The sequence below is a fragment of the Thalassospira lucentensis genome (assembly GCF_001613805.1).
GTDB classification, from domain to species: Bacteria; Pseudomonadota; Alphaproteobacteria; order Rhodospirillales; family Thalassospiraceae; genus Thalassospira; species Thalassospira lucentensis_A.
The window spans coordinates 1-25,777 of sequence record NZ_LPVY01000008.1; the positions used below are offsets into that span (position 1 = coordinate 1).

Annotated in this window: 20 protein-coding genes and 2 tRNA genes; 13 read left to right on the plus strand and 9 right to left on the minus strand. The window is 54.6% G+C overall.

The window, feature by feature from the left end; all coding sequences use genetic code 11:
- Positions 1-94: 94 nt before the first annotated feature.
- Both AUP42_RS08560 and AUP42_RS08565 read right to left on the minus strand, forming a co-directional pair.
- The gene (locus AUP42_RS08560) at positions 95-1,423 is read right to left on the minus strand and encodes an ammonium transporter (RefSeq protein WP_062950926.1); all 1,329 of its coding nucleotides are present in this window, start codon (positions 1,421-1,423) and stop codon (positions 95-97) included.
- A gap of 23 nt (positions 1,424-1,446) precedes the next feature.
- A complete protein-coding gene (locus AUP42_RS08565; protein WP_007088725.1) occupies positions 1,447-1,785 on the minus strand; it encodes a P-II family nitrogen regulator in 339 nt (112 codons plus the stop codon).
- A 528-nt stretch (positions 1,786-2,313) separates the two neighbouring features.
- On the opposite strand from AUP42_RS08565, the gene AUP42_RS08570 reads away from it, so the two are divergent.
- A complete protein-coding gene (locus tag AUP42_RS08570) occupies positions 2,314-3,540 on the plus strand; it encodes a UbiH/UbiF/VisC/COQ6 family ubiquinone biosynthesis hydroxylase (protein WP_062950928.1) in 1,227 nt (408 codons plus the stop codon).
- A 205-nt stretch (positions 3,541-3,745) separates the two neighbouring features.
- Complete coding sequence (locus AUP42_RS08575; RefSeq protein WP_062950930.1) at positions 3,746-4,399, plus strand: OmpW/AlkL family protein; 654 nt, start codon at positions 3,746-3,748, stop codon at positions 4,397-4,399.
- A gap of 108 nt (positions 4,400-4,507) precedes the next feature.
- Here the strand turns inward: AUP42_RS08575 and AUP42_RS08580 are convergent, their stop codons facing one another.
- The 5 genes from AUP42_RS08580 to AUP42_RS08600 all read right to left on the minus strand — a co-directional run bounded on the left by AUP42_RS08580 (position 4,508) and on the right by AUP42_RS08600 (position 7,374).
- Positions 4,508-4,894 (minus strand): gamma-butyrobetaine hydroxylase-like domain-containing protein, encoded by a 387-nt coding sequence (locus AUP42_RS08580; RefSeq protein ID WP_062950933.1) that lies wholly within the window; start codon positions 4,892-4,894, stop codon positions 4,508-4,510.
- 14 nt (positions 4,895-4,908) lie between these two features.
- Positions 4,909-5,097: a Trm112 family protein gene (locus AUP42_RS08585; RefSeq protein WP_062950936.1), complete on the minus strand. Its 189-nt coding sequence runs from the start codon at positions 5,095-5,097 to the stop codon at positions 4,909-4,911.
- 23 nt (positions 5,098-5,120) lie between these two features.
- Positions 5,121-5,807: an LON peptidase substrate-binding domain-containing protein gene (locus AUP42_RS08590; protein ID WP_062950939.1), complete on the minus strand. Its 687-nt coding sequence runs from the start codon at positions 5,805-5,807 to the stop codon at positions 5,121-5,123.
- Positions 5,804-6,730 (minus strand): thioredoxin, encoded by a 927-nt coding sequence (gene trxA, locus AUP42_RS08595; RefSeq protein WP_082824714.1) that lies wholly within the window; start codon positions 6,728-6,730, stop codon positions 5,804-5,806. The genes AUP42_RS08590 and trxA overlap by 4 nt, the downstream gene beginning before the upstream one ends.
- A 134-nt stretch (positions 6,731-6,864) precedes the next feature.
- On the minus strand, positions 6,865-7,374 hold the full coding sequence (locus tag AUP42_RS08600) for a prolyl-tRNA synthetase associated domain-containing protein (protein ID WP_062950940.1): 510 nt from the start codon (positions 7,372-7,374) through the stop codon (positions 6,865-6,867).
- A 217-nt stretch (positions 7,375-7,591) separates the two neighbouring features.
- Between AUP42_RS08600 and AUP42_RS08605 the strand changes: the two genes are divergently transcribed.
- Together AUP42_RS08605 and AUP42_RS08610 are read left to right on the plus strand one after the other, a co-directional pair.
- A tRNA-Gly gene (locus AUP42_RS08605) sits at positions 7,592-7,666 on the plus strand.
- 34 nt (positions 7,667-7,700) lie between these two features.
- Positions 7,701-7,775 (plus strand) — tRNA-Gly (locus AUP42_RS08610).
- Positions 7,776-7,853: 78 nt separating this feature from the next.
- Here AUP42_RS08610 and AUP42_RS08615 read toward each other — a convergent pair.
- A complete protein-coding gene (locus tag AUP42_RS08615) occupies positions 7,854-8,420 on the minus strand; it encodes a TetR/AcrR family transcriptional regulator (protein ID WP_062950941.1) in 567 nt (188 codons plus the stop codon).
- A gap of 132 nt (positions 8,421-8,552) precedes the next feature.
- Here AUP42_RS08615 and AUP42_RS08620 point away from each other — a divergent pair, with 132 nt between their 5' ends.
- The 3 genes from AUP42_RS08620 to AUP42_RS08630 all read left to right on the plus strand — a co-directional run bounded on the left by AUP42_RS08620 (position 8,553) and on the right by AUP42_RS08630 (position 11,411).
- On the plus strand, positions 8,553-9,338 hold the full coding sequence (locus AUP42_RS08620; RefSeq protein ID WP_062950943.1) for an SDR family NAD(P)-dependent oxidoreductase: 786 nt from the start codon (positions 8,553-8,555) through the stop codon (positions 9,336-9,338).
- 102 nt (positions 9,339-9,440) lie between these two features.
- Entirely contained in the window at positions 9,441-10,100 is a 660-nt protein-coding gene (locus AUP42_RS08625) for a DUF488 family protein (protein ID WP_062950945.1), read from the plus strand.
- 153 nt (positions 10,101-10,253) lie between these two features.
- Positions 10,254-11,411: a calcium-binding protein gene (locus tag AUP42_RS08630; protein WP_062950947.1), complete on the plus strand. Its 1,158-nt coding sequence runs from the start codon at positions 10,254-10,256 to the stop codon at positions 11,409-11,411.
- An 18-nt stretch (positions 11,412-11,429) separates the two neighbouring features.
- Here the strand turns inward: AUP42_RS08630 and fabI are convergent, their stop codons facing one another.
- Positions 11,430-12,188, minus strand: a complete 759-nt coding sequence (fabI, locus tag AUP42_RS08635) for an enoyl-ACP reductase FabI (RefSeq protein ID WP_062950949.1) — start codon at positions 12,186-12,188, stop codon at positions 11,430-11,432.
- A 371-nt stretch (positions 12,189-12,559) separates the two neighbouring features.
- Here fabI and AUP42_RS08640 point away from each other — a divergent pair, with 371 nt between their 5' ends.
- From AUP42_RS08640 to AUP42_RS08665, 6 genes are all read left to right on the plus strand, one after another.
- The gene (locus tag AUP42_RS08640) at positions 12,560-17,395 is read left to right on the plus strand and encodes an NAD-glutamate dehydrogenase (RefSeq protein WP_062950951.1); all 4,836 of its coding nucleotides are present in this window, start codon (positions 12,560-12,562) and stop codon (positions 17,393-17,395) included.
- Between the two features lie 285 nt (positions 17,396-17,680).
- Positions 17,681-18,334: a TetR/AcrR family transcriptional regulator gene (locus AUP42_RS08645; protein ID WP_062951351.1), complete on the plus strand. Its 654-nt coding sequence runs from the start codon at positions 17,681-17,683 to the stop codon at positions 18,332-18,334.
- 123 nt (positions 18,335-18,457) lie between these two features.
- A complete protein-coding gene (locus AUP42_RS08650; RefSeq protein ID WP_062950953.1) occupies positions 18,458-19,624 on the plus strand; it encodes an efflux RND transporter periplasmic adaptor subunit in 1,167 nt (388 codons plus the stop codon).
- 38 nt (positions 19,625-19,662) lie between these two features.
- A complete protein-coding gene (locus tag AUP42_RS08655; protein ID WP_062950956.1) occupies positions 19,663-22,842 on the plus strand; it encodes an efflux RND transporter permease subunit in 3,180 nt (1,059 codons plus the stop codon).
- Between the two features lie 168 nt (positions 22,843-23,010).
- Positions 23,011-23,952: a zinc metalloprotease HtpX gene (htpX, locus tag AUP42_RS08660; protein ID WP_062950958.1), complete on the plus strand. Its 942-nt coding sequence runs from the start codon at positions 23,011-23,013 to the stop codon at positions 23,950-23,952.
- A gap of 188 nt (positions 23,953-24,140) precedes the next feature.
- Positions 24,141-25,718 carry a hypothetical protein gene (locus AUP42_RS08665; RefSeq protein ID WP_062950960.1) on the plus strand — a complete coding sequence of 526 codons (1,578 nt, stop codon included), beginning with the start codon at positions 24,141-24,143 and terminating at the stop codon, positions 25,716-25,718.
- The last annotated feature ends 59 nt before the right edge of the window (positions 25,719-25,777 follow it).

Below are 25,777 nucleotides of genomic sequence, written 5' to 3' on the forward strand. Positions count from 1 at the left end.
AAACCCCCCGCCACTGGGATATCCCAAGGCGGGTCAGTCGGTCTGACAGGCAGGGTGCCATGCAGGCATGGCACCCGTCAGGAAATCTGATCGCTTAGAAGCGCTGCGAACCTTTACCGAATTCCGGATAGGCTTCGAGGCCAAGCTCGACAGCATCGCTGCCCAGTGCTTCGTCTTCTTCGCTAAGGCGAATGCCAACTGTGAATTTCAGGATCAGCCACACGATTGCCGATGCGATGATGGTGAAGGCACCCATCGCAACAACACCGGTCAGCTGAACACCAAACGATGCACCGTCATTGGTGAACGGAACCGCCATGGTGCCCCAGATACCGCAAACAAGGTGAACCGAAACAGCACCGACAACGTCGTCGATTTTCAGTTTGTCGAGCAGCGGAACTGCAACAACAACCAGAATACCGCCGATGGCGCCGATGATGATGGCGGAACCGATGGTCGGGGTGTCCGGACCGGCAGTGATCGAGACCAGACCAGCCAGTGCACCGTTAAGTGCCATGGTAAGGTCGACCTTTTTGTAAAGGATCTGGGTCAGGATTGCTGCGGCAACAACACCACCGGCAGCAGCCATCGAGGTGTTGCCATAGATGTTGGCAATCGCGATGACGTCAGCAGCAGAACCCATTGCGAGCTGCGAACCACCGTTGAAGCCGAACCAGCCGAGCCACAGAACGAAGGTACCAAGTGTTGCCAGCGGCAGGTTCGAACCGGGCATCGGATGAACCGAACCGTCCGCGCCGTATTTGCCTTTACGTGCACCAAGGATGATTGCACCGGTCAAGGCAGCCCAGCCGCCAACCGAGTGAACAATGGTCGAGCCCGCGAAATCGGCAAAGCCCATTTCCGACAGCCAGCCACCGCCCCATGTCCATGCACCGGTAATCGGATACAGAACACCGGTCAGGACAACGACGAAGATCATGAACGGCCACAGTTTGATACGTTCGGCAACGGTACCGGAAACGATCGAAGCTGCGGTTGCAACGAACACCATCTGGAAGAACCAGTCGGAAGTCGCCGAATACCCGCCGGAGAAATCGCCACCAAGTGCAGCAGCGTCATCAGCGCTCCACAGGCTGAGCGAACCGATCCAGCCGGAAACGTCCATATACATAAGGTTGTAGCCGATCAGGTAATACATGATACCTGCAACAGCGAAGAGGCCGATATTCTTGAAAAGAATGGTCGATACGTTTTTGGTGCGAACCAGGCCGGATTCCAGCATGGCAAAGCCTGCAGCCATCCACATCACCAGCGCACCGCTAAACAGGAAGCTGAAGGTGTTGAGGATGTATTGGGTCTCGGCCGAAACGCCCGCGTCCTGAGCAAAGGCCGGTGATGTGATTGCCAGCGCAGCGGCCCCGGCAAGAGCGGCAAAGCCGGTTTTCTTCATCGGAATGTTCATAATGTCTCCCCTTGTCTCTGGACTTACAGGGCGTCGTCGCCGGTTTCACCCGTGCGGATACGTACCGCCTGGCTCACATCAAGAACGAAAATCTTTCCGTCCCCGATTTTCCCGGTCTGAGCAGTTTTGGTGATGGCTTCGACAACCTGATCAACCAGATTATCCGTGATCGCGACTTCCAGCTTCACTTTCGGCAGGAAGCTGACCATGTATTCAGCGCCACGATAAATTTCAGTCTGGCCTTTCTGGCGGCCAAAACCTTTGACTTCAGTGACCGTCAGGCCCTGAACGCCAAGCGCGCTAAGCGCTTCACGAACTTCATCGAGCTTGAACGGCTTAATGACAGCAGTAACGAGTTTCATAATATTGCGACCTCCCGGCATATCCGTTGAGTACCGACGTGGTAATCACGATTTCGCAGTCGCAACCTACAAACCAAGAATCGTGCCAGATTCAAAAATCATCTTTTAACAAATTGAAATTAAATGATTAATTATGGTTAAGAGGTGATTTTTCGCCAAGGATGGAATAGGGCGAAGAATATAAAATGTGCATAGATTTTGGCGCTGTTTAAAATTTGTGCATAAATTTTAATCAACTATAGCGATCCGAAAAACTTGTTTTACGTCAAGGCGATGTAATACCGGGATCGCTATAGCCATGGTTCGGAACATTCAACAGATACGATTCCCGGTCTTTTCCCGGCTGATCTGCTTTGACGTTGTGATATCCGGCATCAATTTATCGCTCTGGCTTGTGGCCGGGATCGCGAGGGGTTAAATCAGATACATCTTTCGATGGCGGATTTGCGTAAAAACTGTCGAAAATGGATTCTCCGGTCAGAAGTCAGGTGACTTTGTCCGGCTGGCTTGGAAAGCAAAGGTGTCACAATGGTTGCTCAGCAGGAACAGATTCAGACCGATGTCATCATTCTTGGCGGGGGGCTGAATGGTGCTGCGATGGGGCTTGCGCTTGCGCATGGCGGCCTGCGTTCGGTTGTGATCGATTATGCTGATCCGAAAACCATCCTTACGGCCAATTATGACGGGCGCACTTGTGCGATTGCTGCGGCTTCCCGCTCGGTGCTTGATGTCATTGGTGCGTGGAAATACATGGCAGACGAGGCCGAGCCGATCCTTGATATCAGGATTGCCGATGGTACAAGCCCACTATTCCTTCATTACGATCACAAGGATGTCGGAAACCAGCCGCTGGGCTACATTGTTGAAAACCTGATTACGCGGGGCGCGCTTTATCGGGCGATTGCCGAAACCGATCTGGTTGACATGATCGCACCGGCACGTGTTGAAACCATCGCACGTGATCAGGGTGGTATGACGGTGACACTGGCAGATGGCCGGTCTATCCGTGGCTCACTGGCCATCGGGGCCGAAGGGCGCAATTCGATGTTGCGCAAATGGGCAGGTATCAAGACCTACCAATGGAGCTACAAGCAAAGTGCCGTGGTCTGTACCGTGAAGCACAAGGTGCCCCATAACGGCCTTGCCGTGGAACATTTCCTGCCCGCCGGCCCGTTCGCGATCTTGCCGATGACCGACGACCGCTGTTCGATCGTCTGGACCGAAACAACCGATCTTGCCAATTATCTCGTTAATCTGGACGAGGAAACCTTTGTCGATGAACTGCATCGACGGTTTGATGGTTATCTTGGCGATCTTGAAGTCATCGGTCCGCGTTTCTGTTACCCGCTTGGTCTGCAGCACGCCTATCGCTACACCGATCCGCGCATTGCCCTGATCGGGGATGCGGCCCATGGCATGCACCCGATTGCCGGACAGGGGCTTAATATGGGCATACGCGATGTTGCCGCGCTTGCCGAAATTCTTGTCGAAGCCCGCCGTATCGGTCGTGATATCGGTGGTTTGGATGTTCTGGCTGAATATGAACAATGGCGCCGGTTTGACAACACGGTGATGCTGGCGGTGACCGATGTGACCAATCGGCTGTTTTCCAATGATGTTGCACCGGTGCGTTGGGCGCGCGATATCGGACTTGCCGTTGTGCAGAAAATCCCGCCGCTCAAGAAAACCTTCATGTCGCACGCCATGGGGTATGCGGGGACTCTGCCACGCTTGATGCAGGGCAAGCCGCTTTAATCTTCCCCCACCCAAGATAGTGATCGATGCCAAAAGGCGATCTTTAGGAATTAAAGATCGCCTTTTGGTTTGGTTATCTGTGCGCAGTTAAAAACAATTCAAAATTGTGTCGCTTTTCATCGGCTTATGTTGATTTGAGTCAAGCTTTTCGCGTTTGCGAAGGCGCAGTGTCCCCGTGACGTATTTTTGAATGCAGGGGATAAACATGACACTTACCCGGAAATTGATGGCCACTGTGGCCTGCTGTGCTGTTGTCGGCACGATGATGATTGCGGCAACCGGCGCACAGGCGCAGGAAGCAGAGTTTAAAACGAAACAGGCGGGTGACATTCTCATTCGTAGCCGCGTTATCGGTATGGTGCCAGACGAAGATACCTATGACCACAATGTTGGCTCTGGACATGGTACGCTGGATAATGATGTCGTTCCTGAGGTCGATTTTTCTTACTTTATCACCGACAACATCGCGCTTGAGCTCATTGCAGCAACGACCCAACACAACCTGAACTGGGAAAATCCTGGGCTTGATGCTGGTAGCGTTAGGCTCTTGCCGCCGACTTTGACTGCGCAGTATCACTTCCTGCCAGATGAGCGATTCAGCCCATATCTTGGTGCAGGCATTAACTACACCTTCTTTTATGACTCTAAGCCAGGGCAGTTCAATTCGGTCAAATATGACGATGGATTCGGCTATGCATTCCAGGCTGGTTTCGACTATGCGATTTCCGGTCCTTGGTCAGTGAACGTGGATGTGAAGAAAATTTTCTTGGATACGAAGGTTACGATCGATGGGGCAACTACTTCTAAAGCTCATCTTGATCCGTGGGTCTTCGGTATCGGCGTCGGTTACCGCTTCTGATCACTGCCGACGGCAAACTTTCCGGTTTGTTGTCTGATCCCAAGAACGGTCCTGTCACATGGCAGGGCCGTTTTTGCTTATGGGCCGGATCAGAGGGAGCCTGTTGCCTTAACGGCGCACGGGATCGCGTGACAGGCCGCGTGTTTCAAGGGCGCGAAGGTAATCGGCCCAGAGCTGATCCTGATTGGCATGAAGGTCGCGCAGATACTGCCAGCTATAAAGGCCGCTATCATGCAGGTCATCAAATGTGATGCGCACGGCATAGTTCCCGACCGGAACGATGTCGATGATGCCGACATGACGGCGGCCGGGGATGATTTTCTTTTCAGACGGATGGTGCCCCTGAACCTCGGCAGACGGGCTTTCGACCCGCAGCAGTTCGGCGCTGAATCTTGATGTCAGCCCATCATCCCAGACGACTTCCAGAATATGGTCGTCACGCAGATAGTTGATTTCAACCGGGCTGAAGCGCGGGGTAAAGCTGTCTTCCGACATGAAAACCGTCACAATCAGTCTTCGATGACGCGGGCTTCATCAGGCAGCATGATCGGAATGCCGTCGCGGATGGGGTATGCAAGGCCCGCCTTGACACTGATCAGCTCGTTCTGTTCGCGATTATATTCCAGTGTCTCTTTGGTGACCGGGCAAACAAGGATTTCAAGCAGTTTCGGGTCTACCGGGCTGTGAGTCGCGGTCATTGTTCTGGGCCTTCATATTACGTTTAGTTGCTGGCGGTTTGGGGGGCCCGTGGGTGGGCTGCCATTTCCAGCAGGGTTGTCAGCATATCGCCGCGATCATACAGGCTTGCGCATTCGAGCAAAGCCTGTTTTTCAAGCGGGCTCAGTCGGCAGCCCATTGCGATGGCCGTTACCAGCATTTCATCGTCGGTATCGCTAAGTGTATCCCAGCAGGATCGCAATGAATGCTGGGCGAAATAGCTTTCCAGTGCCTGCCGGAGACGGTCACGATCAATCGGTTTCAAATCCGGCGATGGCAACAGCAAATCATCCTTCCACGGGGTGAAATCACCGCGAACAGCGCGATAACCGCCGCCCTGCATCGGAAGTTCTTCGACGATGTTAAACCGGCAGACACCCGTCAGGGTGATCAGGAAACGACCATCATCGGTTTCGCTGAATGCCGTGATGCGACCGGCACAGCCGGTCTGGAAGACCGGTGGATTGTCCGGGTCCATGTAATAGGTATTGCGCCCGTCCGGGCGTGGCTGAACCATGCCGATCATGCGGTCCTGCCCCAGGGCATCGGTGATCATGTTCAGATAACGCGGCTCAAAGATATTAAGCGGCAGATGGCCACGCGGCAGCAGAAGCGCGCCACTTAGCGGAAAGACCGGTAATGTATCTGGAAGATCCGAAAAACTGGGATCGAAAGGACCGCATATGCTCATGAAAATAAAACCGTCGAGAGTGCGCGGCGCCCCGCAACGCTGGCCGGGTCCATTGGGCCCCATGCCTCGAAAAACTTGATCAGTTGGGTGCGACCGGCATCGTCGTTCCAGCTGCGATCTTTGCGAATGATCGCAATCATGGCGTTGACGGCTTCTTCGCGCTTGTTGGTGGCAAAGCAGGCCATGCCCAAATCAAACTGTGCCTGCAGGTCATCCGGATTGGCGGCGACTTTTGCGCGTGCGACATCAAGGTCTTCCTTGCTGTAACCGGTTTCCGCCAGTTCAAGCGCGCTGATCGCAGATGCAATCGGTGCCTTCAGACGATCTGCTTCGGCCATGTTGTCGACAAAATGGCGGGTTTCTTCAACTTCTCCCATTGCGACCATGCAGCGGATCATGCCGCCAATCGCTGTTTCATTCTGAGGTTCACGTTCAAGAACGCCAACATAAAGACCATGTGCTGTTTCATGGTCGTCATCCGCAAGTGCGGCAGCCGCCTGTTCCAGAATTGCAGCAATCGGGCTTTCGATCGGGCCGCCTGCAAGGCGCTCGTAAAAGGCACGGACTTCGCTTTCTGGCTGCGCGCCCTGAAAACCGTCAACCGGGCGGCCGCCTTTGAAGGCATAGACCGTCGGAACCGATTGGATGCGCAATTGCATCGCCAGTTCCTGGTTTTCATCGATATTGACCTTGACCAGCTTTACGCGCCCGCCAGCCTCGCGTGTAACCTTTTCGATGGTTGGCGTCAGGCTTTTGCACGGGCCACACCAGGGGGCCCAGAAATCGACGACAACAGGGACTTCCATCGAGGGTTCGATGACGTCCTGGACAAAGGTCTCAATGCCGCTGTCCTTGATCAGGTCTTTGTCCTGTCCAGCGGTGGGGGCGGCATTCGGGGCGGTGGCGTCAAGAATGATAGACATTATCGTTTTCTCACTAATTCTGAATTCTAGATGATGCCTCAACCGCCGTTCGACAAGAGGCTTCTGCATAACATTAGGAAAATCTTATAGTTTAATGTTTCGCGGTAAAAGGCTTTATGAGCATTTGTGCGGAATCAGAACGAATCTATTTTTTCATCAAAATCGATAATTCTGATTTCGTAGCCAAGACTGGTGACAAATCGAAGCAGGTCATCAGACTGAATTGTCGTGGTTCTGTCATTCCGCAAGGGGTGGAAGTTAAGAATGTCTCCGTTGGCCAGCTTCGCATCCAGGGCGAAGTTGATCTTTCGCGAATGATCGTTGATCAGGGCAAAGGGTGTGACCGATCCCGGAATGACGCCAAGCGTTTCAAGCAGCAGTTCCGGTTTGCCAAACGAAAGCCGCGCGCAACCCAGTGTCTTGTGCAGGTGGTTCATCCGGATTTCGGTATTTTCCTCTGCCACGACAAGCCACAGGGCATCCTTCTTGTCTTTGACAAAAAGGTTCTTGGAATGAAGGCCCGGGAGATCCCCGCGCAGCTTTTGCGAATCCTCGACCGTAAACAGCGGCACATGCTCGTGCGTGCGGGTTTCGATCCCAAGATTTTCGAGATAATCGAAAAGTGCGGTTGATGGATCACTCATCCTGTTTTCCTTCTGGCTGGGTCGCGCGAAGATGGTCAGATTGCAATTAGGACGCAAATTGCAGCATGTTGGCGTGATTTCCCTGTTTTAAGGGTAAAAAGTCAAGGAAAACCGCCATTTTGGATGTGGTGGCGATTTGATGGAAAAAAGGGTTGCAATCACGTTTTGTTGGGCTATTATCCGCGCCGCTCCACAGGGGCAGGAAATACTGATGAATGCGGGCGTAGCTCAGGGGTAGAGCATAACCTTGCCAAGGTTAGGGTCGAGAGTTCGAATCTCTTCGCCCGCTCCATCAGGTGGTTTCCTCATCATGCTTTCATGATGATGCGGGCGTAGCTCAGGGGTAGAGCATAACCTTGCCAAGGTTAGGGTCGAGAGTTCGAATCTCTTCGCCCGCTCCATGATGAAAGTTCAAAGGCCGTCCTTCGGGGCGGCCTTTTGCTTTTGGCAACCTTGGCTTGGGATGTCCGGTTGATCCCCTATTTCGGTTTGCTCGTAATCCAATGAAGTGTTTCGTCCAGGATTTCGTCTGACAGTTCGGTATCATCGACCAGACGGGCCAGCATCACGGCACCAACCATCGCCGACCAGTTGCCTATTGCTTCACGCCGCCGTTCCGCAGGTTCTGCGGTCTTGTTATCGTTAACAGTGCTCAGCTTTTCAATTTGACGCCGGGTTGCATCGGTCAGGACGGCACGGCTGTCAGCGGAACTGCGACCAACTTCACATCCAATCGCGGCAAATGCGCAGCCCTGACCCGGGTTGTCGCGATGGGTGCGGCTCAGGTACTCGGTGGCATAATCAGCAAGGTTTGTAATATCGGCGCTGCTGTTGGTGCCATTCACGCCATGGATATGGTCCAGTGTTGCAGTGACAAGGTCGTCTTTTGAGCCGAAATAGCCATAAAAACCCCCATGGGTCAGGCCTGCGGCCTGCATGACCTTGGCGACCGAAATACCATTCAGCCCTTCTTCCCGAATCATCCGTGCAGCAGCATCAAGGATCTGGCTGCGGTTTTCTGCGACTTGTTGGCGACTGACCTTCACTTTGGTCTCCCAAATTTCATGCTTGCCTATTCATGATCATTATCATAAATATTATTCATGATGAACATAATGATTACGCCTTTCTACACGATCAGATATGTGTGGGGCGGTAGTCCCTGATAGGAGGCTTCTATGGCTCAAAAAGTAACGACTGCTATGATTACCGGTGCTTCGACAGGCATTGGCGCTGTTTATGCTGACCGTCTTGCAAAACGCGGTCATGATCTTGTTCTTGTTGCCCGTAATGCTGAACGGCTTGACCAGCTTGCTGCCCGGCTGCGGGCAGAAACAGGTGTGTCGGTTGACGTGATGGTTGCTGATCTGACCAACAGTGCCGACCTCGCGCGGGTTGAGCACCGCTTGCAAGAAGACGCTGCAATAGATCTTTTGATCAATAACGCTGGATCAACCCTGTCTGGTGCCTTTGCGGAACAGGATGTGGATCAGGTTGATTGGCTGATCCGCCTGAATGTCACCGCAGTGACCCGGCTTGCGCATGCTGCTGCCCGGCGATTCGTTGCCCAGAACGCGGGATCAATCGTGAATATCACTTCGGTCCTGGCGCTTGTGCCGGAATTTGGTCTTGGGATTTATGGTGCGACAAAGTCCTATGTCTTGTCATTCTCGCAGGGATTGCAAAACCAGTATGCGGGCACCGGCATCTATGTGCAGGCGGTGTTGCCTTCTGCGACCCGCACCGAAATCTGGGACCATGCCGGTAAAAATATCGATGAGGTACCCGGTGTGATGGAAGTTGCTGATCTTGTCGATGCCGCTTTGGTAGGCTTTGATCGAAAAGAGATGATAACAATTCCGTCTCTGCCTGCGGCGGATGTCTGGGAAAATCTTGAAGCCACCCGTCAGGCGATGGGGCCGCAATTCATGAATGGGCAACCTGCGGAACGTTATCGCATCTGATATTCGGAAGCATTCCGGTAAAAGCCATCCTTTGGGATGGCTTTTTGTTTGCAGGGTGTTTTTGGGCTTGAGTTCTGCTGAGATTTACCGTGTCTTGATCCGATGAACGGACAGATCATTTCATCATCCAGTACCGGAAACATTATCTGGACCGTCGGTTATGCCGGGCATGACCGGGACAGTTTGCTTGCCCTTTTAAAGGGGCAGGGTATCACGGCAGTGGCCGATATCCGGACTTTCAGGGGATCGAATTACTGGAAGGCGTTTGATGCCGATACCTTTGGCCCGTTCCTGCGCGAGAACGGTATTGCCTACGTTTTCATGGGGGATGTTCTGGGCGGAAAGCCGCAGGACCCGTCATTGTATCCCGATGGTCGGCTAAGCTACGACCTGATGGCAGCACGCCCGGAATTCAAAGCCGGGATTGATCGTCTGATATCGGGGGCGGGCAAATACCGCATCTGCCTGATGTGCGCGGAAAAGGATCCGCTGGATTGCCATCGCACATTGCTGATCGCGCCGGCGCTCAAACGTGCCGGGTTTGATTTGCGGCATCTGGTTTCCGACGGGCGTGTTGAGACCCAGGCCGAAACTGAAAAGCGCATGATTGCGATCAATAGCGGCGACACGGCAGATTTGTTTGCTGCCAGCGCACCGGATCCCGATGCAGAGCTGGTTCTGGCATTTCAGAAGCAAATTGTAAAAGCGGCTCCGCTTGCAGATGACGCAATAAAATCCGGAAAACGGAAAAATAATTTCTAATATTTCATGTATTAAAGCGCGTTACGGCCATTTTTTGAAAATGGCCATTTTGTATAATTCAAGTTTATATTTCATTCTATTTTACGAATATTGATGCGCGCAGGAATATGTATTTAAATCTGCAGTTGATGTTGTCAGTTGCAGGAGGACTCCATGGCGGTCGTTACAGGAACGGAAGGCAACGATAGCCTTGTCGGATCAGGTGATAATGACACGATTTATGGCTTGGCCGGAGATGATCAGCTTTATGGAGCTGGCAGGGATGACGAGCTGACAGGCGGGCCGGGAGCGGATTTGCTTGACGGTGGCCCCGGCGGACGTGATAGCGCCAACTACGATACCGATACCGCAACAGAAGGCGTCATTGTTGATCTTCAGGATGGAACAGGTCATGGCGGCGAGGCACAAGGTGACCGGCTTGCTGGTATCGAAGTGGTTGAAGGAAGTCCGTTCGACGATACTTTAATTGGCGATGCCGAAAGTAATGTGCTGTGGGGGCGTGGCGGCAGCGATTTGCTGCTGGGCGGTGACGGGGACGATTTCCTGTATGGTGATTATCTTGGCAATGATCCCGGCAATGACACCCTTCTGGGCGGAAGCGGGAATGATACCCTCACGGGGCGCGAAGGCGAGGATACCCTGTTGGGGGGTGACGGGGATGATATGCTAAGCCCCGGTGCCGATGCTGATTATGTCGACGGCGGTGCTGGAAGCGACACACTGCGCTACAATGGGGACAGCGGCGTTTCGATCAACCTTGAAACCGGTGTTTTTCAGGGCGGCGAAGCCGAAGGCGATGTTGTCCATGATATCGAAAATCTTTACGGCACAATCCATGATGACCTGTTGATCGGCGATGCTGGTCGGAATGTCCTGCAGGGGCATTTTGGCGATGATGTTCTGCGTGGTGAGGACGGGCATGACGTGCTGCACGGTGGAAATGGTCACGACATCATCGAGGGTGGCGATGGCAACGATTTCCTGCGCGGCAATAGTGACAGATATCCGCAGGATGATGGCCCCGACACGTTTTTGTGGCGGGTGTTCGAAGGCGGTGCCGAACGCGACCGGATTGCCGATTTTGAAACCGGCCCCGATGGTGACAGGCTTCAGCTTGGAAGCGAGTTTCAGGAAAAAAGCGGCATCCACGATTTTTCCGACTTCATCGCCCACGCCGAAGAAACAGACGCCGGATTGTATGTCGATTTCAGCGATGGCCGTCCCTATGACTATGGCGTGCTGATCGAAAATGCCGATCTTGCCGATTTCACCGAGGGCAATATCGTCTTCGAAGACAGTGCCATCGGTTAGCAGCGGCGTTTTCCGGCCCTAGCCCATGATGTTATAGCCACCATCGACATGGATTACGTCGCCAGTAATCCCGCGTGACCGGTCGCTGGCAAGAAACGCTGCCAGTTCCCCAATCTCGTCAATGGTAACAAGCCTGCGTCCCGGTGATCGGCTTTGGGCCGTATTCATCAGGGTGTTAAACTCGGCAATGCCCGATGCCGCGCGTGTCAGAAGGGGGCCGGGTGAAATCGCATGGACCTGAATGTTTTTCGGGCCAAGTTCGGCGGCCATGTATCGGGTTGCACTTTCAAGCGCGGCCTTGACCGGGCCCATGACCCCATAATGGTCAATAACCCGTTCCGACCCCATATAGGTGACGGTCAATAGTGCCCCGCCATCAATCATCAATGGTTCGGCACGTTTTGCCAGTCGCTGAAACGAATGGCACGAAATATCCATTGCGGTCAGAAAGCCGTCGCGTGAACAGTCGATCACCCGCCCATGCAGGTCATCGCCGGGGGCAAATGCGATGGAATGCAGGACAAAATCCAGTTTCCCCCATTGATCAGCGATCCTGCCAAACAGCCGATCCATCTGATCTTCGTTCTGAACGTCAAGCGGGGTGATGATCGGGGCACCGAGTCCTTCTGCCAAAGGTCGGACATGCTTTTCGGCCTTGTCATTAAGGTACGTGATCGTAAGCTCTGCACCCTCCCGGTTGAAAATTCGGGCACAGCCATAGGCAATCGATTTGTCGTTGGCAATTCCGACGATAAGGCCCTTCTTTCCTGCCAGCACGGGGCATCTCCTGCTTTATTGTGTTTTGCGGATGCGAAACGGACTTCTGATTCGCGCACCAGATAAAGCTTAGATGATTTTGCAGCGCAGCAAAGTGTAAAATTCTGTGACAATCCCCAATTGGAATACAGGGTTCCGTCGATCGGAACCTATTGAGCGAACGATTTTTTTTTGTGCAGAAGCATAGTTTTTAGGCAGATGATCCGCTATGTGTAGCCTTGGAAGGAAGCTGCAGTTTTCCGTCATTTCCGGGTGTGGGGAACTTCAGGTTGTCTTCCCAAATACATGTGACATCCGAGGTGTGTAGTGCCGCCCGCAAAGGTCGGCACTTCGGTTCTGGCAAACAGAACCGATAAAAAGGGAAATTGGACATGAAAGCCCGAAGCGACGACCCGAAACGGGAAGTCATCGACAAGGTTGTCGAACAGATCCAGCAACGCTTGACCGGTAAGATGGCGAAGGATGCAGAAGCATTCGTTCGCCTTTTTTACAAGGATGTACCGCCTGACGACATGGCAGGTCGATCCGTCGACTCGCTTTATGGCGCGGCACTGACTTTATACAAATTCGCGCAAAAGCGCCCATCGGCCAATGCCGCCAAGATCCGGGTCTATAACCCCGATCTTGAAGAGCATGGCTGGAAATCCGATCACACCGTGATCGAGATGATCAACACCGATATGCCGTTCCTGGTGGATTCCGTGACATCTGCCCTTCACGAATTCGACCTGACGGTTCATCTGGTGATCCACCCGATCATGCGTATCGCGCGTGATGATCGTGGTGAATTGCAGTCGGTCGAAGCTGTCGAAAGCTCGGATGCACCGCGTGAATCCGTGATGCATCTTGAAATTGACGAACAGACCGACGAAGCCGTTCTGCAGAAAATCCGTGACCGTCTGGAAGATGTTCTGACCGATGTCAGTCTTTCGGTCGAGGACTGGCAGGCAATGCTGTCAAAAGTCGCCGAAGTTCTGGAAGGCATCAGAACCGCACCAACCGGTATTTCTGCAGAAGACCAGAAAGAAGCCCAGGATTTCCTGGGCTGGGTTCACAACGACCATTTCACCTTCCTTGGCTACCGGGAATATAAATTCAGCGGTACGGGCAAGAAAGCCAAGGTGGACGTTAATCCCCAAAGCCAGCTCGGGATTCTGCGCCGCGAAGGCACCCACATCTTTGACGAACTGCGCCAGATCGGCAATCTGTCGTCCGAAGTGCAGGCCTTCGTTGCACAGCCAAGCCTTCTGATGGTGACCAAGGCCAATAAACAGTCAACCGTCCACCGTCCGGTGCATCTTGATACCATTGTGGTCAAACAGTTTGATGACGATGGCAAGGTCATCGGTCAGCACCTGTTTGTCGGTCTGTTTACCTCGGTCGCCTATAACCTCAGCCCGCGTCTGATCCCGCTTCTGCGCATGAAGCTTGCCGAAACCATCAAGCGCGCCGGCTTCCCGCCAGCCAGCCACGATGCCAAGGCGCTGGTCAATATCCTTGAAACCTTCCCGCGTGACGAACTGTTCCAGATCGAACTCGACGATCTGTATCATATCTGCATGGGCATCCTGCATCTGCAGGAACGCCAGCGGATTGCGCTGTTCGTGCGCCGTGATGCCTTTGAACGGTTTGTTTCCTGTCAGGTTTTCTGCCCGCGAGATCGGTTCTCGACCAAGCTTCGCATGAAGTTCCAGTCGGTGATCGAAGCCGCCTTTGATGGCAAGGTCACGGCACATTACACCCTGATCGGCGATAGCCCGCTTGCGCGGTTGCACCTTCTGGTCAAAACCACGCCGGGTGAATTGCCGGAATACAATGTTGCCGATATCGAACGCCAGCTTGTTGAAACCGCACGTGACTGGGCGGATACCCTGCGTCAGGTGCTGGTGCGTGAAATGGGCGAAGAACGCGGTCTGGCACTTTACCGTCGTTACGGCGAAAGTTTCACGGGCGACTATCGTGATCGTTTTGGTGTTGATACCGCCGCTCTTGATATCGACCGTATCGAAGATGTGATCAAATCATCGGACCTGCGGGTGAACCTGTATCGCCCGATCGAAGCGGCCGAGAATGAACTGCGCTTCAAGATTTATAATCCCGGTGCACCGGTGCCGCTTTCCGATGTTTTGCCGATGCTTGAAAACATGGGGCTCAAGGTCATCACCGAGAACCCGTTCAAGGTTGAACCGCGCGATACGGATGTGAATGTCCGCATTCACGATTTCGGGGTGCTGGTGGACGGCGAATTCCACCTGCATGATGTGCGTGACAAGTTCCAGGAACTTTTCATTCGCATGTGGCATGGCGAAGTCGAAAACGACGCCTTTAACCGTCTTGTTCTGCTGGGCGGGTTGCATTGGCGCGAAGTCGTCATCCTGCGGACCTATGCCCGATACATGCGCCAGATGGGATCGGCCTTCTCGCAGGATTACATGGCCAAAACACTCGCCAATAATGCGGGTCTTGCGGCGACGATTGTTGATCTGTTCATTGCGCGCTTTGATCCGGATCGCGATCCGGGGCTGGCCGTTGAAGCCGAGGCCATCGAAGGCGATATCATCACCCGTCTTGAAGATGTGATGAACCCGGACGAGGACCGTATTCTGCGTGCGTTCCTCAATCTCGTTCAATCAACGCTTCGCACCAACTATTTCCAGTATGGCAAGGACGGCAATCCGAAACCCTATCTGTCGGTAAAATTCAATTCCGGCATGGTCGAAGATCTGCCGCTTCCGCGTCCTTGGCGCGAAATATTTGTCTACTCGCCGCGGGTCGAGGCCGTCCATCTGCGTGGTGGCCCGGTCGCGCGTGGTGGTATCCGCTGGTCAGACCGTCAGGAAGATTTCCGCACTGAAATTCTGGGTCTGGTAAAGGCCCAGATGGTCAAGAACGCGGTCATTGTGCCGGTCGGTTCCAAGGGTGGCTTTGTCGTTAAACGGCCCCCGGTCGATGGCGGTCGCGAAGCATTCCTTGAAGAAGGCATTGCCTGTTACAAAACGCTGATGTCGGGGATGCTTGATATCACTGACAATATTGTCGGTGGCGACATCATCCCGCCGGAGCGTGTGCGCCGTCTTGATGACGATGATCCCTATCTGGTTGTGGCGGCGGATAAAGGCACCGCGACCTTCTCGGATATCGCCAATGGTGTGGCCCGTGATTATGGCTTCTGGCTGGACGATGCCTTCGCATCGGGTGGCTCGCAGGGCTACGACCACAAGAAAATGGGCATTACCGCACGCGGTGCGTGGGAATCGGTCAAACGTCATTTCCGCGAAATCGGCAAGGACATCCAGAAAGAACCCTTCACCGTTGCCGGTGTGGGCGATATGTCGGGTGACGTGTTTGGCAACGGCATGCTGTTGTCCGAACAGATCAAGCTGGTTGCCGCCTTCAACCATATGCATATTTTCGTCGATCCCGACCCGGATCTCGCGAAAAGCTTTGCCGAACGGCAGCGCCTGTTTGATATGCCGCGTTCAAGCTGGGCCGATTACGATACCAAGGTCCTGTCAAAGGGCGGCGAAATCTTTGACCGCAAGGCCAAGACGCTTGATCCCTCGCCTGAGGTCCGCAAGCTGCTTGATCTTGGCACCGGCAAGGTAACACCGGCCGAGATGATGAAAGCCATCCTGAAATCCGATGTTGAACTTCTGTGGTTCGGCGGGATCGGGACCTATATCAAATCATCGACGGAATCGAATGCCGATGCCGGGGATCGTGCCAACGATGCCATTCGCATCAATGGCAAGGATATCCGGGCAAAGGTCATTGGCGAAGGTGCCAACCTTGGTTGCACACAGCGCGGTCGTATCGAGTATGCCCATGCTGGTGGACGGTTGAATACGGACGCCATCGACAATGCGGCGGGTGTCAACTGCTCGGATCACGAGGTCAATATCAAGATCCTTGTGGGCGAAGTGGTGGCCGCCGGCGACATGACCGAAAAGCAGCGTAACAAACTGCTGGTCGAGATGACCGACGAGGTCGGCGATCTGGTGCTGCGTGACAACTATCTGCAAAGCCAGGCGATCTCGAACGCCTTTGCCGGGGGCGGGGATGCGCTTGATGCGCAGGTTCGCCTGATCCGGATGCTCGAACGCGAAGGTCGTCTGAACCGGGAAATCGAATATCTTCCCGATGACGAGGAACTGGCACGTCGCACGGCTGCCCATCAGGGCCTTACCCGTCCGGAAATTTCGGTTCTGATGCCTTATGCCAAGCTGTGGCTGTATGACGAGGTGCTTAAATCCGATCTGCCTGATGACCCGATCCTTGTCGAGGAACTGGTGCGGTATTTCCCGACGGCTGTACGTAAAAAATACAGCGCGGCGATTTCCAACCATCGTCTGAAACGCGAAATCATCGCAACCGTGGGGACCAACAGTCTGGTCAACCGCGTTGGCGGCACCTTCGTGCATGACATGATGGAGGCAACCGGGCTTTCGGCGGTGGATGTATCGCGCGGTTATCTGATTACCCGTGCGGTGTTTGGTCTGCGCAAACTGTGGTCGGGTATCGAGGCCCTCGATAACAAGGTCGATGCCAAGGTTCAGATCGCGATGTTCTCCTACATCAATCGCATGGTCGAAGATGTGACCCTGTGGTTCCTGCGCAATTGCGAGGAATTGAATGTCGGGGCAAAGATCGCGCTGTTCCGTCCGGCGGTTGCCAAGGTGATCGAGGCATTTGACGACATCGTTCCTGCCGATGCGGCCTTCCGCACGACCCTGGATCAGAAATCGCAATCCCTGATCGATCGGGGTGTGCCCGAAGATCTGGCCCGCCGTGTGGCGGCAATGCAGCAGATGGTCGCCGTTTGCGATATCGTCCGCATCGCCGAGGCAACCGGGCGTGATGTCATCGATGTCGGGGCAACCTATTTTGCCATCGGCGCACGCTTCCAGCTTGGCCTGCTGCGTGCAGCAGCCGAGTCCATCGAAGCCGAAACCCATTGGCAGAAACTGGCCCGTGCTGCCGCGATTGATGATCTGTTTGGTCATCAGCGCGAACTGACGCGTGTGGTGCTTGCCTCTGGCAAGAACGGCACGGTGGGTGGTGATCTGGTTCGGAAATGGGTTGATGATCATCAGCGCGGCTGTGCCCGTTGTGACCAATTGATCGACGAACTGCGTGCCGCAGGGCAGATCGACCTGTCGATGATCACGGTGGCCAACCGTCAGATCAGGGCCATGGTCGGCGGCTGATCGGCCCGTCACGGATTTTCGCAAAAAGGGGGCGCTTCGGTGCCCTCTTTTTTTTGGCTTCGCCGGGGTGTGGATATCTCCCGAAATGTCAGGAGCACCCGGATGCCAGTTGGTTGGCAACTTTTTTAAAGAGGGTGCTGGCCGCGAAGTAATTGAATCGATTTAATTTACTGCCATCCTCCTGCCGTTTTTATATGATGAAAATACAATAAAGGCCGTGGAAGCCTTGAAAAATACCAACCGGTACGTATATTGAATACAGAAGACGAAAAAAATGGTGTGAAAATGAGGAACGCTGCCGAGACCCGGACAAAGCTGCTGGAGACAGCCATACAATTGCTGTGGACCAGCAGTTATCACGATATTGGTGTCAGTGATGTCTGCAAGCATGCAGGGGTCACCAAGGGTGCATTCTATCATCACTTTGACAGCAAGGCGGCCCTGTTTGCCGCCTCTGCCCGTCATCATTGGGACAAGGGCAAGGATGAACTCAGATCCATCTTTTCCCCTGAAATCGCCCCGCTTGATCAGTTGAACCGCTATATCGACCTGGTCATGAACAAGCAGAAAACGCAGGGCGTACCGGGCGATACAGAGGTCTGTGTCTGCCCCATCTTTACCGCCGGTGGCCAGGTCGGCCCCGAAGATATCGAAATTCAGGACTGTTCGCGCGAACTGGCCGAGGAACAGATCAAGTATCTTGCCTCGATGATTCGCGGCCTGAAGGGCGAGGGCATGCTTTCGGGCGATGCTGACGTCACGACTCTTGCGCGTCTTGTTTTCCAGTTCGTGCATGGCACGCTGACATATGGCAAGGTTTTTAACTGTGCCGATACTGTTCGGTCTGATTTGCGTGTCGGCATCTGCCGAATCCTTGATTTGCGCTGTGAATTCAGGGATATGAAGGCCAAAGAGGCCCCATTGTCGGCTGCTGAATAATCCGTAAAATTTAGAACGACTGCAATTTTTTTTCATTTCGCTCTTGCGAACAAACCGATCGGTACGCATCTTCCCGTTATTCTGTCCGCGAATGCGCGGGTAACGCTATTGGGAAATGGAAAGATGCAATCACGATCCAAACTGAGAATGTTGCTGCCTGCCACAGCTGCAATCGTTGCGATTGCTGCCGGTGGTTACGGGCTTAGCATGATTGGTTCCGCCGGTGCCGACGAAGCCGTCGCACAGGCCGAACCGCAAATCACCCCTGTTACCGTCCAAGGCGTCCATAGCCAGTCCGTAAGGCTGTGGAACAATTTCTCCGGCCGTCTGAGTGCGGTTGAGGAAGTCCAGCTTCGCCCGCAGGTCAGTGGTGCCATTGTCGATATCCGCTTCGAAGATGGCCAGATCGTCAAGGAAGGCGATATTCTGGCAGTTATCGATCCCCGCACATACAAGGCCGCCGTTGACGAAGCCAAGGCCGAACTGGCTGCCGCCCGCCAGACCCTGTCGCTTGCCGCCAAGGAAAAGGCACGTGCCGAGAAACTGGTGGCCAATGGCACCGTTTCCAAACGTGTCTTTGACGAACGCGTCAACACCCATCAGGTCGCTCAAAGCCAGGTCAATCGCGCCTTGGCGCAGCTCGAACTTGCCGAAATCGAATTTGATCATGCCTTCGTCAAGGCACCGATTGATGGCCGTGTTAGCCGGGTTGAGCTGACCGTCGGCAATCAGGTGAATGCCGGGCCGAACGCCCCGGTTCTGACCACGATTGTCTCGACCGGTAAAATCTATGCCGATTTCGATCTGGACGAACAAACCTATTTCGCCAGCATCTATGACGCCAACAAGGTCGGCGGTGCAGCACAGCAAATCCCGGTTCGCATGACTGTTGCCGGTGGCGAAACCATTTCCGGCTTCGTTCACAGCTTTGATAACCGGATTGATACCCGTACCGGTACCATCCGCACCCGTGCCCTGTTTGAAAACAGCAACGGCGCCCTGCTGCCCGGAAGCTTCGCCAGCCTGCAGCTTGGTACACCGGGCCAAAAGGATGTCATCCTGATTTCACCAGAAGCAATCAGCACCGATCAGGACCGTAAATTCGTTTACGTGGTCCAGTCGGATAACACGGTTGCCTATCGTCAGGTGACGTTGGGTTCCGAAGTTGACGGGCGCCGCATCGTGACATCCGGGCTTGAACCCGGTGACATGGTGATTGTGAACGGGATCATGAAAGTTCGACCCGGTATGCCTGTTGCTCCTGAAATTCTGCAGGCCTCGGCATCCTGACGGATGCTTGACTGCGCGCAAAGACTAGGCTGACCGTTATGCAGAATATATCCAGATTCTTTGTGGATCGCCCGATTTTCGCTGGCGTTCTATCCGTCCTGATATTGTTATCAGGTTTAATTGCCATGCTGAATTTGCCGATTTCCGAATATCCGGAAGTCGTGCCGCCGACCGTCGTGGTCGAAGCGCAATTCCCCGGTGCAAACCCGGCCGAAATTGCGCAGACCGTCGCCTCCCCGCTTGAAGAGCAGATCAACGGGGTCGAGGGGATGCTGTATGTCAACTCGCTGGCAACGACCGATGGCCGTCTCAGCCTGACCGTGACCTTTGAAATCGGGACCGATCCCGATCTGGCACAGCAAAAAGTCCAGAACAGGGTATCGCAGGCCGAACCGCGCCTGCCTGATATCGTCCGTCAGCTTGGCGTGACGGTGTCAAAGCAGTCCCCGGATCTGACGATGGTGGTGCATCTGCTGTCGCCAAATGACCGCTATGACATGCTTTATCTGCGCAACTACGCGACCCTGAATGTCAAGGATCAGCTAGCCCGCATCAAGGGCGTCGGGCAGGTCGGTCTGTTCGGGTCGGGTGATTACGCGATGCGCATCTGGCTTAATCCGGACAAGGTTGCCGAACGCGGCCTGACCGCGGGCGATGTTGTTTCGGCCATTCAAAGCCAGAACGTGCAGGTCGCGGCGGGTACGATTGGCGGCGCACCGTATGATACCGGTGTGCAGTTCCAGTTGCCGATCAATGTTCACGGGCGCCTCGAAACGCCCGAGGAATTTGCCGAAATCATCATCAATCGTGACGAAGACGGCACTGTAACCCGTCTTGGCGATGTCGCCCGGGTCGAGCTGGAAGCACAGCAATACGCCCTGCGTTCCCTGCTTGATAACAAATCGGCTGTTGCCCTTCCGATCTTTGCATCGCCCGGTTCCAACGCGCTTGAAATTTCAAGCAACGTTCGCGCAACCATGGCGGAGCTTAAGGAAAACTTCCCCGAAGGTCTTGAATACAGCATCGTTTACGATCCGACCGTCTTTGTTCGAAGCTCGATCAAGTCGGTGATCAAAACCCTGCTCGAAGCCGTCGCCCTTGTTGTTGTGGTGGTGACAATCTTCCTGCAGACATGGCGTGCCTCGATCATTCCGCTGCTGGCCGTGCCGGTGTCGATTATCGGGACATTTGCCCTGATGCTGTTGCTGGGCTTCTCGATCAACGTGCTGTCGTTGTTCGGGCTCATTCTGGCAATCGGGATCGTGGTCGATGATGCCATCGTGGTGGTCGAAAACGTCGAACGTAATATCGAACGTGGTCTTTCGCCGCGCGATGCAACTGTGGCTGCGATGCGCGAAGTCACCGGGCCGATCATTGCGACTTCTCTCGTGATCACCGGCGTCTTCGTTCCGATTGCCTTCATCAGTGGCCTGACCGGGCAGTTCTATCAGCAGTTCGCCCTGACGATTGCCATTGCAACGATCATTTCAACCATCAACTCCCTGACGCTCAGCCCGGCTCTGTCGGCACTTCTGCTGAAAGGGCATGACGCACCGAAAGACTGGCTGACCCGCGCCATGGACTTTGTCTTTGGCTGGTTCTTCCGCTGGTTCAACCGGTTCTTCAACCGCAGTACGGAACTGTATGGCGGGGGTGTCAAACGGTTGCTGGGGATGAAAACCATCATGATGGCGGTTTATGCCGGATTGCTGGTTCTGACCTGGCAGGGTTTCCAGATTTTGCCATCCGGCTTCATTCCGTTGCAGGACAAACAATATCTGGTCAGCTTTGCACAATTGCCGCAGGGCGCGACACTGGACCGTACCGAAGAAGTCATTCGCGAAATGTCTGAAATCGCATTGGCGGAACCCGGTGTCGAAAGTGCCGTGTCCTTCCCCGGCCTGTCGATCAACGGCTTTGTGAATAGCTCAAGTGCCGGCATCGTCTTCGTGACCTTGACCGACTTTGCCGAACGCAAATCCGATGATCTGTCGGGGCTGGCGATTGCCGGAAAGCTGCAACAGAAATATGCCGCACTTGACGAGGCCTTCGTTGCAATCTTCCCGCCACCCCCGGTTCAGGGTCTTGGCACGGTGGGCGGTTTCAAACTGCAGGTGCAGGATCGCAGCGACCAGGGATATCGTGCGCTTGATGACGCCATGAAACAGGTACTGGCCAAGGCATGGGCAGCACCTGAACTGACCGGTGTGTTCTCAAGCTACAATATCAACGTCCCGCAATTGCAGGCCAATCTTGACCGTACAAAGGTCCAGCAGCTCGGCATTCCGGTCGATGAAATCTTCCGGACCATGCAGATCTATCTGGGTTCCATGTATGTCAACGACTTCAACCAGTTCGGTCGTACCTATCAGGTGATCGCACAGGCGGACAAACCCTATCGGTCCAGTCCGGAAGACATCCTGCGTCTGCAAACACGCAACGCGGATGGCGATATGGTTCCGCTTGGCAGTGTTCTTTCCGTATCCGAAACATTCGGTCCGGATACCGCGATGCGTTACAACGCCTTCCGTTCGGCTGATCTGAACGGCAACGCCGCACCGGGTTATTCCAGTGGTGAGGCCGAGGCCGCGATTACAAAAATCCTGGAAGAAACATTGCCACCGGGAATGTCCTATGAATGGACGGACCTGACCTATCAGCAGATTCTGGCGGGTAACACGGCAATCTTCATCTTCCCGATTTGTATTCTGCTGGTCTTCCTTGTTCTGGCGGCCCAGTACGAAAGCCTGACCTTGCCGCTGGCGGTCATCCTGATCGTCCCGATGAGTACGCTTTCGGCTGCCTTTGGTGTCTATCTGTTTGGGGGTGACAACAACATCTTCACCCAGATCAGTCTGTTCGTTCTGGCCGGACTGGCATCAAAGAACGCCATCCTGATTGTCGAATTCGCCCGCGAGCTTGAACATCAGGGCCGGACAACCGTTCAGGCGGCAATCGAAGCCAGTCGCCTGCGCCTGCGGCCGATCCTGATGACGTCGCTTGCTTTCATCATGGGCGTTGTCCCGCTGGTGATTTCAAGCGGTGCGGGTTCCGAAATGCGCCAGGCCATCGGCATCGCCGTCTTCTCGGGGATGCTGGGTGTGACCATCTTCGGTCTGATCCTGACACCGGTGTTCTACGTGCTGGTGCGCAAGATGGGCCGACGCAACGAGGTTCGTTCACTTGATGGGGCTGACGCGCAGCAGCCCGCGGAGTAACGAAAACCGTTGCATAACAGCCGGACCATAAAGTTCCCCCGACCCCGTGGTCCGGCTGTTTTCTTTTCTTTCCTGTGACGTTGATCTCATCAAATTCCGGTCATGCTTGCCTTGGCGTAACTTCTCCCTATCTTCTGGCCGAAGTATTCGTCAAAGGAAGTGTCGACCATGAATTATGTGCGTACAGGTTTGCTGCTGGCCGGTTTGACTGCACTGTTTGGTGTGGTTGGCATGATGATCGGTGGACAGCAGGGCATGATCATCGCATTGCTGTTTGCTGCGGCGATGAATGTGTTTGCCTACTGGAATGCGGATTCCATGCTTTTGCGCATGCGTGGCGCAAAACAGGTGGATGACCGCACGGCACCCGAACTGGTTTCGATGGTGCGCGAACTGGCACAGAATGCCGGGCTGCCGATGCCCAAGGTCTATGTGATCGATAATCCCCAGCCCAATGCTTTTGCCACCGGGCGTAACCCGGAAAATGCAGCCGTCGCCGCAACCAGCGGCCTGATGCAGTTGCTTGATCGCAACGAGATTGCCGGTGTGATGGCCCATGAACTGGCCCATATTAAAAACCGCGACACCTTGACCATGACCATCACCGCAACCATTGCCGGGGCGATTTCCGCCTTGGCGAACTTTGCCATGTTTGCCGGGATGTTCGGTGGTGGTCGCAATGACAACAACAATCCGCTGGGCGGGGTGGGGATGATCCTTGTTGCCATTCTGGCACCGCTTGGCGCGATGCTGGTGCAAATGGCAATCTCGCGTACCCGCGAATACGAAGCCGACAAGATCGGGGCGGAAATCTGCCGCCATCCGATGTGGCTGGCATCGGCGCTGAACAAACTCGACAAGGGTGTTCGGACCATTCCCAATATGGATGCCGAACGCAATCCTGCGACCGCGCATATGTATATCGCCAACCCGCTTTCGGGCAAAGGCGTGGACAACCTGTTTTCAACCCATCCGAGCATGTCCAACCGTATCGCCAAATTGCGCGAAATGGCCGGCGCGCCACAATCGGGAACGACAGCGCCGACAAAATCCGGCCCGTGGTCCGGCTCGGCAAAGGAACGCCGGGTGCGTCGTCGTCCCTGGAATTAATCTAAGTTACTAAAATCCGGGGGCATTTCCCGACCTGTCCCTATACGTAACGGGTCTCTTTATCCTTCTGTATGGTGTGAAATGGGGCGGCGTATTATTGACGCCGCCGCCGCCACAAGTGATTATATCACAATCATCTAAGTCAACCTCCGGCCACGGATGACGAAGGACGTTTGAGAAGGGGATAAATGGCGGGCTTCTGGTCCATGGTGGGGCTTGTTTTCAAGTCCATCTTTACAACCGGGGAAATGGTTGAAGACGGTTCTGCTCCGGCCGATATGCCGGGGGACCGTGTTGAGCCATGCCTGTATGCCATTGCCCATTTTGTTCCCGAAGATCCATCCGGAACGCCTTTGCCCGATCAGGCCGGTGACTGGCTGAAACGAACCCTTTCCGATATTCCTGATACCGCTTCATTGATGCTGGGTCGGCATGTCGCGATCAATACCGATATTGCGGATGCCTTTCAGGCCGTGCGCGAAGCCCATGCCGGTGTGTTAAACTTGGCCCGGCGTCAGGATGCCACGGCGGTATTCTGGGGGCAGACCAATCCGGATACCGGCGGGCTTGATGTTCATTTCAGCAACGATTTGCTGGCCTCCCCGCTTTATGAATTGCTGCTGCCGCTTGTTCATTCCTTTCGTCAGCCGCAGCACAAGGATACGGCTGCTGCCCTGCATATCCTGCTGACCTGTGAATTGCTGGCACGCGCGCGTGGCCATGATCAGCGCGCCCTGCAGGTGGCACGTCTGACATCTCACCTCGCAGACCTTCAGGAACGGATCAATAACGGCGAAAGCTTTGACGATGTCGGGCAGGGGGTGGCAGCCGCCTATGCCTTTGGTGCCGTCATGCTGGCTGAAACCGGCGAACGCAGCTATTGCGTCAGCGCCATCCGCGCCATCGAACCAATCGTCCGTGAATTCCTGACCTTTGCGGCAGAACCGCCAAAAGAAGTCAAAAAGGCCAAGCAGCCAGCCGGTCTTTTGCATGAACGCGTCACCCAGCAACAGGCCGTCGAAACCATTGCCAAAACCGAAGACATGCTGCGCGGGATCGGTGATCTGTCCCTGATCAATCCTGAACGTTCAGCAGTTCTGGCGCTGTATGGCACGCTTTTGAACTGGTCTATGGTCAGCAACATGAACGCGCGTTCGGGTGCGACGGCGATTGGACTGTGGAAGCTTCTCGAGCGTCGCTTTGAACTGATGGCCGGTACGCCCGTTTCCCGCGCAATTGCCATTGGCAAACTGGGCGAGGCCATGATGATCCACGCCAAGGAAACCGAAGATATCGAAATGGCGCAAACCGCCAGCGGCCATTATCGTCGGGCGCTGGGGCTGGTGAATGCAAAGGCGCACACGGTGCTATATGCGCAGATCGCTTATGGTCTGGCCGAATCCGTTGTCGCCCAGTCCTCTATCGGCAGCATCGGCGTCCCCGCCGAACAGGTGATCCCCGTTTTTCAGGCCGCGCTCAAGTTTTGCTCCAGACGGGATCATCCCTACCTCTGGGGGCGGGCCATGTTTGCGCTTGGCAGTGTCCAGTTTTCGACCGGTGCCGCGGAAAAGGATATCAAGCTGATATCCCAGGCACGGATGAATTTCTCGCAGGCCTACGAGGCATTTGACGAGGCGGCTGCACGCGGTGCGGCGCGCGCGGCTTCGGGCAGCTTTACCCGGGCTGAAAACATGCTTCACCAACTCGCTCAGCGCCAATCGGTGATTGATGCAACCGGTGGCACCAGCGAAGCCAAGGCATCGTAATCCGGTTCCTGTCACGTTTCAAGCAGGCAAAAGAAAACCCCGCAGCCTTTCGGATGCGG